This window comes from Shewanella gelidimarina, from assembly GCF_023283945.1.
Taxonomy (GTDB): domain Bacteria; phylum Pseudomonadota; class Gammaproteobacteria; order Enterobacterales; family Shewanellaceae; genus Shewanella; species Shewanella gelidimarina.
Genome location: NZ_JAKIKW010000010.1, coordinates 91,589 through 104,611, shown reverse-complemented (window position 1 = coordinate 104,611; position 13,023 = coordinate 91,589). Strand labels below are relative to the sequence as shown.

Annotated in this window: 12 protein-coding genes; 9 read left to right on the top strand and 3 right to left on the bottom strand. The window is 42.8% G+C overall.

What is annotated here, in order from left to right; translation table 11 throughout:
- The first annotated feature begins 124 nt into the window (after positions 1-124).
- The 3 genes from yihG (L2729_RS10700) (at position 125) to L2729_RS10690 (ending at position 2,754) form a co-directional block, all read left to right on the top strand.
- Positions 125-1,030 (top strand): 1-acylglycerol-3-phosphate O-acyltransferase, YihG family, encoded by a 906-nt coding sequence (gene yihG, locus L2729_RS10700; protein ID WP_248988265.1) that lies wholly within the window; start codon positions 125-127, stop codon positions 1,028-1,030.
- 6 nt (positions 1,031-1,036) lie between these two features.
- Positions 1,037-1,978 (top strand): 1-acylglycerol-3-phosphate O-acyltransferase, YihG family, encoded by a 942-nt coding sequence (gene yihG / locus L2729_RS10695; protein ID WP_248988264.1) that lies wholly within the window; start codon positions 1,037-1,039, stop codon positions 1,976-1,978.
- 362 nt (positions 1,979-2,340) lie between these two features.
- Positions 2,341-2,754, top strand: coding sequence for an energy transducer TonB (locus L2729_RS10690; RefSeq protein ID WP_248988263.1), 414 nt, complete (start codon positions 2,341-2,343; stop codon positions 2,752-2,754).
- 195 nt (positions 2,755-2,949) lie between these two features.
- Here L2729_RS10690 and L2729_RS10685 read toward each other — a convergent pair whose 3' ends face one another.
- Together L2729_RS10685 and L2729_RS10680 are read right to left on the bottom strand one after the other, a co-directional pair.
- Complete coding sequence (locus L2729_RS10685; RefSeq protein ID WP_248988262.1) at positions 2,950-4,038, bottom strand: branched-chain amino acid aminotransferase; 1,089 nt, start codon at positions 4,036-4,038, stop codon at positions 2,950-2,952.
- 169 nt (positions 4,039-4,207) lie between these two features.
- Positions 4,208-4,966, bottom strand: a complete 759-nt coding sequence (locus L2729_RS10680; RefSeq protein ID WP_248988261.1) for a TetR/AcrR family transcriptional regulator — start codon at positions 4,964-4,966, stop codon at positions 4,208-4,210.
- A gap of 186 nt (positions 4,967-5,152) precedes the next feature.
- Here L2729_RS10680 and L2729_RS10675 point away from each other — a divergent pair, with 186 nt between their 5' ends.
- The 3 genes from L2729_RS10675 (at position 5,153) to L2729_RS10665 (ending at position 8,227) form a co-directional block, all read left to right on the top strand.
- Positions 5,153-6,655, top strand: coding sequence for a flavocytochrome c (locus tag L2729_RS10675; protein WP_248988260.1), 1,503 nt, complete (start codon positions 5,153-5,155; stop codon positions 6,653-6,655).
- 11 nt (positions 6,656-6,666) lie between these two features.
- The gene (locus L2729_RS10670; protein WP_248988259.1) at positions 6,667-7,029 is read left to right on the top strand and encodes a cytochrome c3 family protein; all 363 of its coding nucleotides are present in this window, start codon (positions 6,667-6,669) and stop codon (positions 7,027-7,029) included.
- Between the two features lie 157 nt (positions 7,030-7,186).
- On the top strand, positions 7,187-8,227 hold the full coding sequence (locus L2729_RS10665) for a DcaP family trimeric outer membrane transporter (RefSeq protein WP_248988258.1): 1,041 nt from the start codon (positions 7,187-7,189) through the stop codon (positions 8,225-8,227).
- 145 nt (positions 8,228-8,372) lie between these two features.
- On the opposite strand, the gene L2729_RS10660 is transcribed toward L2729_RS10665, so the two are convergent.
- Entirely contained in the window at positions 8,373-9,164 is a 792-nt protein-coding gene (locus tag L2729_RS10660) for a TetR/AcrR family transcriptional regulator (protein ID WP_248988257.1), read from the bottom strand.
- An 859-nt stretch (positions 9,165-10,023) separates the two neighbouring features.
- On the opposite strand from L2729_RS10660, the gene L2729_RS10655 reads away from it, so the two are divergent.
- From L2729_RS10655 to L2729_RS10645, 3 genes are read left to right on the top strand one after another with little or no spacing between them, the layout of a single operon-like run.
- Positions 10,024-11,541: a flavocytochrome c gene (locus L2729_RS10655; protein WP_248988256.1), complete on the top strand. Its 1,518-nt coding sequence runs from the start codon at positions 10,024-10,026 to the stop codon at positions 11,539-11,541.
- 5 nt (positions 11,542-11,546) lie between these two features.
- Positions 11,547-11,915, top strand: a complete 369-nt coding sequence (locus tag L2729_RS10650; protein WP_248988255.1) for a cytochrome c3 family protein — start codon at positions 11,547-11,549, stop codon at positions 11,913-11,915.
- Between the two features lie 30 nt (positions 11,916-11,945).
- On the top strand, positions 11,946-13,004 hold the full coding sequence (locus L2729_RS10645) for a DcaP family trimeric outer membrane transporter (protein ID WP_248988254.1): 1,059 nt from the start codon (positions 11,946-11,948) through the stop codon (positions 13,002-13,004).
- Positions 13,005-13,023: the final 19 nt, after the last annotated feature.

Genomic DNA, 13,023 nt, shown 5'->3' with positions numbered 1-13,023 from the left:
AGTCGCTAGCTAGCATGCTAAAACACTTTATTTGCTGGTTTTATCAGCAAAAATTAACATCTAGATTGAGACAAACCACTACAACGAGTACTATAGGTCTCCGTTTTTTATCCTGGGGTCCTCAATGGGCGCAATTGTGTCACGCATTACGGGAAGTTTAGCGTTCTTCTTTTACATCATTAATACTGCATTTTGGGTTACTCCTATTTTAGTGGTCAGTATTTTCAAGCTAATCCCTCTCACTTTTACGCGTACCGCTTGCACTTATTTCCTCGATTTCTGTGCTAGCTCATGGATCCGTTGCAATGGGTTAGTTGAAGACATTTTCCATCCCGTCGATATTGATGTTCAAGGTGATGCACAATTATCCCCAAAAGAGTGGTATATGGTGATTGCCAACCACCAATCTTGGGTCGATATTCTCATTTTACAACGAGTGTTAAATGGAAAAATTCCTTTTCTTAAATTTTTCCTGAAACAGCAATTAATCTTCGTTCCAGTTTTAGGACTCGCTTGGTGGGCGCTCGATTTTCCTTTTATGCGTCGCTATAGCACGGCACAGCTACGTAAAAACCCGAAGTTACGCGGTAAAGATATTGAGATAACACGTAAAGCCTGCGCTAAGTTTAAAAGTAAGCCAGTGAGTGTAATGAACTTTGTTGAGGGCACACGCTTTCATCCCGCTAAACATCAGAAACAAAACTCACCTTTCACCCATTTGCTCAAGCCAAAAGCAGGCGGTATGGCTTTCGCGCTATCAGCAATGGGCGACCATATTCATAAGTTGGTTGATGTTTCTATTTGCTACCCTGACAAAGTGCCTACTTATTGGGAATTTATAAGTGGGCAACTTAAAGAGGTCAAAGTGCATATTCAAGTGCGCGAAATTGGCGAATCACTGCGTGGTGATTATATTAAAGATCGTGAGTTTAAGATTGAATTCCAAAACCAGCTGAATCAAATTTGGCAGCAAAAAGATCAAGTGCTTACTGAGTTAGCACAAGTTAAAACAACCAGAGAAGAGGCTTAACACAAGATGTTGAATTTTTTACCCGGCTCATTTTTATATTTTATGAGTACCACTTTACTGATCATCAACACCATTGTGTGGACTTCACTGATCTCACTGGGCGGGATCATAAAACTGGTGGTGCCATTTACGGCTGGTCGAGTTGTACTCACTCGCCTTATGAACCGTTTTATGTGGGGATGGGCGACCTGTAATGGCGGTATTTTAATGCTGTTAGCCGATATGGAATGGGATGTTGAAGGCTTAGAAAACCTCGATAAGAAAAGCTGGTACTTGCTAATTAGTAACCATTTAAGTGGTTTTGATATTGCGGCGCAAACGTATGTATTACGTAACCATATTCCCATGCTTAAGTTCTTTTTGAAGCGTGAACTCATGTACGTGCCCTTTTTAGGTTTAGCTTGCTGGGCACTTGATATGCCTTTTATGAGTCGAACCAGCCCGGCTAAGTTGAAGAAAAACCCGAAGTTAAAAGGTAAGGATTTAGAGAGCACCCGTAAAGCCTGTAGAAAGTTTCGTTTTATGCCGACCTCGATTATCAACTATGTCGAAGGCAGTCGCTTTACCGAAGAAAAACATAGACGCCAAGACTCACCTTACCGCTATTTATTACGTCCAAAAGCGGGCGGTATTGCCTTCGCTTTATCAGCGATGGGTGAGCAATTTACGAACGTGCTGAACGTGACCGTACTCTATCCTGAAGTGTTTAAGAAAGATGCTTTGCATGAAGTGATGCATGGTCGTTTGAAAAAGATTGTGGTGCGGATCAAAATCCTTCCAGTACCTGAAGTTGATAATAAGCGATACTTCTCTGAGGCCAGTTATCGAGTCGAATTTCAACGCTGGTTAAATCAACTCTGGTTAGAAAAAGATGAAGAGATCCACCAGCTAATGATAAAACATGGCGCGCCAACGGAACAGATTGCAGAGAAAAAGACAGCAGAGTAAGCGATTAAACATTTGAACAAAGGTGCACTAACGGTGCGCCTTTTTTATTGCTTGTTCTACGCTAGCCATGGTTATCCAGTGCGGCTACCAAAGTCGCCCTTAGCTAAAGTCCATTAGATAAAGTTACCTCTTACTAGCATCATAAATAATTCATTTAATAATGGGTAATATTCACAATCGATTTTTATAAGGAATGTCAGCCACTTGAAGTCCGTTAATCACTTAAACAATATTTCTCATCTAGTTTTAGGTTAAATCAGTCAAATGCTAGAGCACAACACCTAGACAGTAGTATCTTCGACCTATATATTAACACCCAAATTAACAACTTGTTAACACTTGTTTCTATTGGGATACTTTAAATGTCGGTAACTTGGTTCCATTTTAAAAATGCCTCTTTGACGTGTTTGCTATTATTGTCGGGGTCGTTGCTAGGCTGCACCAACACCACCGCGAAGCAACAACACGTTAGCGTTCTCGATCTTGATAGCACCAACTTTGCCCATTATTGGGTCGCAAAAGATAAGCTAATTAATTGGCGTACAAGCCTCGCTACAAGCTCAGCAAGTGATGCCGAATTTACAGGAACTCGTTATCAGATATCTTTCGTGGTCGACAGTGACGGACAAATGCGTCAACTAGAGATCATCAATAGCACCACGGGAGCACTTTTAGACAAAGCGACTATGGCTGAGACGTCTAATCAACAGTTTTATCCAACAGTGCAAAACAGTGCGCGTCAAGCTGTACGCATTAATACCAGCTTTCGACTATAAGACAGAACCATCCGATTAAAGATGTGATGTTTCGGCAGGAGTTCAAAGTCCTGCAGACCGTTTTTTCAAGGGGATGGACAAGCGCTCTGCACTGAACAATATTGAATAAGACTGGCATACATTGAGTTAGCGATAAAAAATAATCATAAAAAAAGCTCCCAATGGGAGCTTTCATTTTGAATGCCGACAGAAGTATTATACCCGTCGTTCAACCAGCTTTACCCAGCCTTCAGGCCCGGCTATATGGCCCTTTTGGATCTCTGTCAACACATTGTAGATACGCTTAGTATGCTCACCTACATTACCATCACCGACGGTAACTATGCGGTTATCTTCGAATATGTAAGAGCCAACAGGCGATACTACCGCTGCAGTACCAAAACCACCCGCTTCAATAATTTCACCAGACTCTATATCGGCAATAAATTTATCGAGCATGACCGTTTCTTGGCGAACATCACACCCCAGTAATTCGCTTAAATCGAGAATTGACTGCGACGTAATAGATTTCAAAATGGTATCAGTAAACGTAGGAATAATGATGCTGCCATCTTTAAGCACATGGAAATGGTTCATCGCCCCCACTTCTTCAATTTGCTTGTTGTTAGCGTCTAAATAAAGCACTTGCGCAGCGCCATATTCTGCAGCCGCTTTACCCGCTTTTAATGACGCAGCATAGTTACCCGCGGCTTTAGAAGCGCCCGTGCCACCTGAGACGGCACGATGGAAGCGTTCACTAATCAGCAAACGAATCGCTTTATCAAAACCGTCAGTATAATAAGGACCACTTGGGCTCAACATCACACAGAAAGTATATTCTTCGCTTGGGCTTACCGATAATCGGTCTTCAGTCGCAAACACAAAAGGTCGGATATAAAGACAGGCGTCTTCCTGCATTGGAAACCACAGTCTGTCGACATCAATGAGCGCATTAATCGCTTCGATTTGCGTTGCTTCAGGGATCGCCGGGATACAGATAATATCCGCTGAACGGTTTAAGCGTTCGGCATTTTTATCAATGCGAAAGGTGTAGATTTCGCCATCTTCATGTTGAAATGCTTTTGCACCTTCAAACACAGATTGGCCATAATGCAATGCGATTGCACCTGGCGCGACTTGAAATGGACCGTATGGCACAACCCTAGGATCACACCACTCACCGTCGCGATAATCCATTAAAAACATATGGTCAGTTCTGAGGTTTCCAAAGCCAACATTTGTGGTTGGTTGGAATTGCTCAGTACGGCGCTCTAACGCAGGTTTTAAATTATAGTTTATTTGCATTGCATACCACCTTGAATACTGACTGAGCAGACTATGCAGTGGTCACAAAAAAGTCAAGTAAAACGCGGGCTAGCATTAATTTATTCAGCATTTTAAGCGCTGATAATAAAGCACACCTGCAACTAGATATACGGCGCGCTTTTACAGCATCAACGACTGACTAGTGACCTTATTCTCTGCAATCAGATTTTTTGCCTATCGCTAAACAATTTTCACAGCTTCTAATATTGCCATGTCCTCTATCGAGAAAGTCGCTGATCCGCGATGATAAGCCCTGCATCATCTCTTGGCTAATAGGCTTTCGCCATTGGTAACGATTCATTAAACGGCTTATATGTCGATAACCCAGCATATCTTCCGCGGTAAAATACTGCTCATCCATCAACTTACTCTCGAAAGAAGAAGTGATACCCGCAAGGAAAAAATACAGCGCTTGGCTGAGATCCTTAATGTCCGCTTCCGTTGCTTGCAAGTCACCTGATGCAACCGCATCTTCTAATGGACGCTTAATCCGACTCCAAAACAAATTAACTCTATTTTTTAATACTTCAATTTTATCGGAACTGGCTAATTGCCAAAACATACTATTAATCGATACCACTCTCAAAATATTAAATATTGGGCTTCTCTTCACAACTTCAAAGGTAAATAACACTGCAAGTACTGAACGTTCATTAATAGTGAGGTCAGGATTTTCTTTTATAAAGGTAGGGATTTGACTCGATGTTGTATTTCTTAAAAACAAACATACCAGTACATCTTCTTTAGATGAAAAGTATTTATATAGTGTATTTGTTGAACATTCTGCACCTTTGGCTATCTGCGCAAACCTAAACGACACAACACCTTGATTATCAATAAGTTCCTCGGCAACATCTAATAACTGATTACAACGAATCGCGTCCGAATGATTATTTGGGCATTGCATATTCTCACCTTTAAATATAAATGAGCCTCCATATTATTAGGCTTAACCTAATTAGATACACAAAAGAAACATTTTCTTGAACAACGCCACAAAAAACTTTATTGCCTAATACAAAGTGTGATTTCGCGCATCATTGACTTACAGGCAGAAGCATATTGTTAGCCCAAGTTAATTGGAGATTACAATATGCAAACAAGACGTTCGTTTTTAAAGTTAGGCGCTGGAGCTGCAGCGATTGGTGCATTTGCGCCACTTACCGTTAGTGCTAATTCTTCCGACATCAAATGGGATGAATCGCATGAAATCGTTATCGTGGGGTCAGGTTTTGCTGGGCTTGCAGCCGCAGTCGAAGCGGGTAAATTAGGCGCTAAAGATATCGTCGTATTTGAGAAGCTCGGCGTATACGGTGGTAACAGTACTCTGAATGCTGGCCAAGCTTGTTTCGCAAATACCGATTTGCAGAAGCAATTGGGTATTGAAGATAGCGCTGAACTCATGGTTCAAGACCAACTTAAATCAGGTCGCGGTTATGCCAGCGAAGAACTGCTTACCCACAGTGCTGAGCTTGGCCCTTATATCTACCAACTCACCAAAGATTGCGGCTGTATTTATCGCGATCACATCATCAACACTGGCGGCACCAGCGCCACACGTAGCCATCAAGTGGTTGAGCGTAGCGGTTCAGGCTTTATTCGCCCGATGCTCAAAACAGCACGCAGTTATGGTGTTAAAACCAAAATTCGCCATAAATTTGAACACCTCATCACGGCAAAAGACGGCACCGTACTCGGTATTCAAGTGCGCCGCGGCTATCACTTTGGCCACGAAGAATCTGGCGAGATAATCAATGTAAAAGCAGAAAAAGGCGTATTAATTGCCACGGGTGGTTTCGGTGCTAACGTCAGCTTCCGTCAAGCACTTGATCCTAACCTAGGTGCGGATGTTGGCTGTACCAATGCTCGCGGTGCAACAGGTGATGGCCTAATTGCCATGATAGCTGAAGGCGCAATGCCAGTGCATTTGAGCTTTATCCAATCTGGCCCTTGGGCATCACCTGACGAAGGTGGTTTTGGTTATGGCGCCGGATTCTCACTCTATAACTTCCCTCATTCAGTGGCGATTGACCGCAATACAGGTCAACGCTTTATGAATGAAACCGCTGACCGTAAGACCCGCGCTGACTTAGAAGTGCTACGTCGTGATAAAGAGGGTAACCCTAACCCTGCGCTGTTAATTGCTCCTAAGCATGAAGCAATGAAAGATCCGTCAATGAACAACGTATTGAAATATAACGTTGCCTGGGAATTTGACAGTGTCGACGCCATTGCTAAGCATTTTGACCTTCCCCTTAAAGCACTTAAGAAACAAATAGAAGATTGGAACCTCTACGTAAAAACAGGTGAAGACCCTCAGTTTGGTAAGCGCATGAATATGAGTACGGGAATCTATCTGACGGCACCTTTCATCGTTCAACGTCTATGGCCAAAGGTTCATTACTGTCAGGGCGGTATTCAAATCAATACCAAATCTGAGGTGATTGCAGCAAAAACGGGCGAAAAAATCCCAGGGCTTTATGCCGCAGGTGAAGTATCCGGTGGTGTTCATGGTGTCAGCCGTCTTGGTGGTTGCTCAACACCAGAGTGTATGGCATTTGGCGTTACAGCCGCTCGTTCAATCATGAAGGCATAAGGAATTTTTCGATGAAGACAGTTAACACATTACTTTTACTTGTCCTTGGCGCTTGTATTGCACTTTCAGCACAAGCCCGTGACAAGCGTGATTACCATGAAATGGTATACGACTCGGGCTGTAAAACCTGTCATGACCAAGGCATGAAAGCTTTCCCGTCTGATAATTCTTGCCTGCAATGCCATGACATGGCTGAACTGGCTGAACAAACAAAACGTGAAGGCGATGAGGCGAGACAAAACCCCCATGACAGCATGCATTACGGCCAAGAAGCCCCTTGCATGGAATGCCACGGAGAGCACACACCGAAAAAGGCTATCTGTATGGATTGTCATAACTTCAAATATCCAAAATTCAAGTATGAACATAAATAGTTCACTACTTTAGTAAAAAAAAACTAACCCGAAGTGCCGCTATTCGGGTTAGTTAAACGATATTTTTGGAGCCTTGTTGAGCATGGGTACATGCCCTTGCTACTGCTCAACTTATTGCATTCATTATTGACATAAACCAGTATTAAAAAGGATTCATATGATAGCTGCCAATATAAGAAAGACCCTTCTTGTGGGTTCACTTTGCGTCATAGCCTCTTCGGCTAACGCCGGCTATGAAATTCAGTTAGATGATTCAAGCAAATTAACATTCGGTGGTTATCTAAAAGTAGATACTCGCTATGTCGATGGTGACGTGGCCTATAAAGACTTTTGGAGTGGTACTGGAACCCCGTTACCTGAAGCAACTTCACAGTTTAAAATCTTCGCCAAAGAATCTCGTTTCAACATGAAATTTGAACATGATGATGTCACCGCGTTCGTCGAAATGGATTTCTATGGCAGCGGAGGTAACGAGATTATTTCAAATTCTTACAGTCCCCGACTTCGCCATGCATTCATCAAGTACCAAGGCCTTACCGTCGGTCAAACTTGGACCACCTTCATGAACACCAGTGCGATCCCTGAGTCTGCTGATTTTGGCGGCGCCATGGTTGGTCTGGCATTTATTCGTCAGGGACAGGTACGTTACGATATGGGTAACTTTCAGGTCTCCATCGAAAACCCTGAATCATTTGGTGGTGACGCCAGCAAAGACAAGCTACCCGATGTCGTTGCACGTTATAACTTTAAGGGTGACTGGGGGAATGTCTCGGTGTCCACTCTAGGGCGTCAACTCAATACCAGCTTAGGGAAAAGTGAGACAGCAGTTGGGGGCTCTATTGCCGGGCGATTAAAAACCTTCGGTAAAGATGATGTAAGATTTCAGTTCCACAAAGGTGAACTAGGCAGATACGTAGGTGTTACAGCAGCCAAAGATATCGTCGATGAGCAGGTCGAAGATAGCACCGCCTATATCGCCTCCTACCGTCATTATTGGAATGACACGCTGAGATCGACCTTGCTATATGGAAATATACAAACTGACTTAGGTGATGCCGACCATACCCAATGGAGTGTCAACCTATTTCAGAATCTAACGCCACAATTAGCAGTAGGTTTCGAAGTCGGTAACTTTGCCATGAAAGATAAAAACGTTGATTCTAATTACGCTCAATTATCTATGAAGTACGCCCTCTAATTTTACTCTTAAATTGAGATAACGACGCCACGGTGTTCCCCGGAGTAACGTTCTCATTTTAATTTGGGCCATAAACAGTACTCATCACATCGACATATTAGGCCCAGCCTTCAGCTATTCAACGAAGGCTTTTTCTTTAAACAACTTAACTCGCTAACGACTTTAATCCGCTACATGGGCTTTCACTATTTTTCTGGGCGTTAACCAGTGCGCTGCATGCTACGCATGTCATGTTTTCACGATAGTGTTTATCGAAAAACTGCGTGCTTTGCGCCTCGAGTGAATCAAATAGAGCCTGATTAAGTGGCTTTTTCCATCGGTATTGCGCCATCAACTTTGAAAGATGTCGATAGCAGGTCTCACGACGATTGGATAAGTATGCAGGTGCAATTAATTCACTTTCAAATTGAGTCAAGCATCCTGTTAAATAAAATACGATCCCCTGCACTAGCTCTTTAACTTGAAGTGGTGTTGCTTCAAGTTCTCCATTGTCGACCGCTTCATTAAGAGATAGGGTAAACCACTCCCAGAATGCATTGACCCTTTTTTTAAAACGTTCCACCTTCTCATCACTCGCCAACTGCCATACCATGGTATTGACCGACACAGACCGCAAGGTAAAGAAACTCTTGCTGCGCTTTATTGTTTCGAAAGTAAACAAGACCGGCAGTAATACTTTCTCCTGCGCGGTCAAATCAGGATGCTCTCTTATAAATATGGGTAAGTGGTTAGATGTTGCGCTTCTAAGGAATAAGCAAACAAGTATATCCTCTTTGCGTTCAAAGAACTTATACAGGGTTCCCGTAGAGCAACTCACCTCTTTTGCGAGTTGTGAGAATTTAAATGACACCATGCCTTGTGACTCAATCAACTGCTCAGCAGCGTCGAGAATTTGATTACAACGCATCATTGACAATGCTTCAGTAGGACACTTCATCCTTACAACCCTTTTCATAGAATTGTGGCAATTATGCATTTTTATCAATTACAGATTATAGGTTCCCTCGATCAATCGGGATTCAGTTCACACTAATACTGCTATATTGCCAAACTTTGTGAGTTACATCATGCAAACATTATAGAAATAACTTTTAACCTCAGCACCAAGCCTGCACAACACCTATGTAACCGTAAAATAAGCAGTAACAACAGGAAACTTATTCGAGATCTGCTTCACGAATAAATTTTCTCCTCTAAATATTCGTGATTAAGTTCACACTCCCCCTTTGTTTAAACGACTATCTTAATTTTCTACCAATATACAGGATGCATTGGTGTTCCCCGGAATGATGTTTTCATTTCAATTTAGGACCTTCGCTCTATCACATCACATAATCATTTTAGGTCCAGCCTTCGATGCAAATCGAAGGCCTTTTTCTATCTTAAATGCACTCGCCAACAGTTCTGTAACATCATAAATTTGATTGCTATATATTGTGGTAGGCAATCTGCAGGATTGTGTCATCACATACAACCGTTTCTACACCATCCTTGTGCTAATTAGCTCCTAGTAATTACAGACTATAAATATAATCTTTATAACATATCATTAAGTTAAAATACTTAAGTTAATACTGATCAACTACTGAACCAATACCACAAAAACATACCTACTAGAATAGCAACGAAAAGCACTCTCGCAACCTGAAACAAACAACAGCGCAATGATAGGGAAAACTTGTTCGAGACCTGTTTCACGAATATGTTTTCCCCTCCAAAAAAGCCGTGACTTACTTCACCTTTAGTCTTTATTTAACCACCTATCTTAACCTCATACCAATAATGAGGATGGATAGATGCTTAACAGAAGAAAATTTTTACAACTTGGCGCTGGAGCTGCTGTAGGCAGCGCAGCAGCCATCATGCCAGGAACTGTTCTAGCGAGTGAGTGCGGAAAGATAAGTTGGGACGAATCTGCCGATGTAATCGTTTTAGGGTCAGGGTTTGCAGGCTTGAGCGCTGCACTTCACGCAAAACGACAAGGTTTGGGATCAGTACTAGTTTTAGAGAAAATGCAGGTCATTGGCGGTAACTCTGCGATTAACGGTGGCTGGCTAGCGATTCCAAGAAACCCTATCCAACTATCTCAAGGCGTTACTGACGATTCACCAGCAGACCTAGTCAATGACCAGGTCATCGCTGGCCGCGGTATGGCTAACAAAGCAATACTAGAAAATATCGCTAACAGAGCTATGGACGTTTACGACCTTTGCATTGATTCGGGTGTTGTTTTTCGTGAAGGTTTTAATATTCAAGTTGGTGGCCAGAATAAACCTCGTGCAATTCGTGTTAAGCATGGTGTTGGCGGCGACATTACCACTAAATTGTATGAAGCAGGCGTGAATGAGGGTATTGAATACCGCTTACAACACTACATTGAAGATTTTGTCATGGACAACGGCGAAATTATTGGCCTTAAAGTGCGTCAAAACTATCGATTCCCAGATGCGAAAACTGGGAAATCTATATTCATTAAAGCTAACAAAGCCGTAGTCATAGCCACTGGCGGCTTTGCTCGAAACATGGAACTGCGCAATGCAGTAGACCCATCTTTAGACCCTACACTAGATTGTACTAACGCACTTGGCGCAACGGGTGAAGTGACTTTGACCGCGATGGCTCATGGTGCGCTTCCGGTTCACATGAACATGATTCAAACCGGTCACTGGGGTTCTCCTGATGAGGGCGGGTTTGGTTGGTCTGTAGCTCTGCTGTCCATTAGCTGGCATGAGGGCATTGCGGTTAGTGTATTAAACGGCAAGCGCTTTATGGATGAACGTGCAGACAGAAAGACTTGTTCTGACGCCATCATGAAAAATCGTTACAAAGATAACTCTCCTGCTTACCCCATTGTTTTCTTCAACCACGATGACCACATTGGCGATGATCGTGTAGTTCGTTCATTACGCGACAAGATGGCGTGGAAAGTCGATAGCCTAGAGCAAATGGCAGAGCAATTTAACGTTCCTTTGGCTGATCTGAAAAAGACCGTAGCAGAGCATAACAAGAATGTTATTACTCGAAATGATCCGGATTTCAACAGAAAGATGGATACAGCCGTTGAACTAAAGGCGCCATTTGTAGTGTCTCGCGTGTGGCCAAAGGTTCATTACTGTATGGGTGGCTTGAAAACAGACGTTGGCTGCAGAGTTGTCGATGGTCGCTCTATGAAGCCGATCAAAAAGATGTATGCAGTTGGTGAAGTTACAGGCGGTATTCACGGCGTTACACGTTTAAGTTCTACATCATGCCTCGAGTGCCTAGCCTCTGGAATCATCGTAGCTGAAACAATCAAGTCTGAAGTAAAAGGGTAACCTCAATGAAAACGTATATTTTAACTTTGTTATTAGGGCTGATAGTTTCGGGGTCTGCATTCGCTGGCGAACTTGAGTCAGTAAAAGGAAGCACTCAAGGCCGCACGAATCACCAATTCCTTTACGAAGAAGGCTGTAAGTCTTGTCACCAGGGTTCTGGGAAAACTTCTGCTACTGATAGCGCATGTGTCGAATGTCATGGCGACATCAACAGTATTGAGCTTGATGAAAGCAAGTTGGTTTTTAGCGAAGCTAATCCCCACAAGTCAATTCATTACAACAAAGGTGCAAGCTGCTTAGCGTGTCACGCAGAACACGAGAAAAAAGCACCTGTATGCGCCGAATGCCACCGTACATGGTTTGAAGTGATGTAATTCAGCTCAATAATAAAAACGAGAATACTGATGATGAAAAATAATAAAATAATTCCAATAGCGCTAGCATGTTTTACCGCATTTTCTGCCTCAGCCTCAGCGGCCGAAATTGAGGTTGGTGGTTTCATTAAAGGCAATATACGCTATATCGGCGGAGAAGTTCCGTACAACACGATGTGGATTGGCTCGGGGGCAATGCAAAGCGAAAGCAGTAATAAAACCCAGATCAGTGCTCAAGAAAGTCGTTTCAATGCTAAATTTACGCATAACGGAGTCGTCGGGTTTGCTGAAATCGATTTTGTAGGCTCAGATCAGGGCAACGGTGTTATTTCCAACTCGTACAGCCCACGATTACGACATGCTTATATTAAATATGAAGATATAACGTTTGGTCAAACATGGTCAACACTTGTTAATACCAGCACTTTTCCTGAATCTGCAGATTTGGGCGGGCCATTAGTGGGCGAAGCGATGATCCGTCAAGGATTGATTAGATACCAATATGGTGATTGGAAATTTGCACTTGAAAACCCTAACACCTTTGGCACCGACGAAACAGGAGAGAAGCTAAGTACTGATAATGACTATATTCCAGACATGATCGTGCGCCATGACACTAAAGGAGACTGGGGTAACATTTCTGTATCTGCGCTTGTTCGATACTTAGATCCAGACAACACCTCTGAGGTGTCATTTGGTGGTTCTGCAGCAGCTAAATTCCATACATTTGGTAAAGACGATCTCCGTATCCAGCTTCATTACGGGAACCTTGGCCGTTATGTTGGCACCGTCGCTGCAAGAGATATTTACAACGGTGAAGTTGAAACAACCACTGCTGGCACCATTGCGTATAGACACTTTTGGAATGACACCATGCGTTCAAGCATTTTCTATGGCCGCACAGTGACTGAAAAAGAGCAGACTGACAGATATCAGGTAGGTGTAAACCTTTTCACCAATTTAACGCCTGAGTTAAAAGTGGGATTTGAAGTCGGCCGTTACGAGGTAATGGATACTATTAATCAGTTAAATACCTCTGAAAATTGCGCATCTGATTATGTACAATTTACTATGCAATTCTCAATATAAGCATCAAAAAATAAGCTAA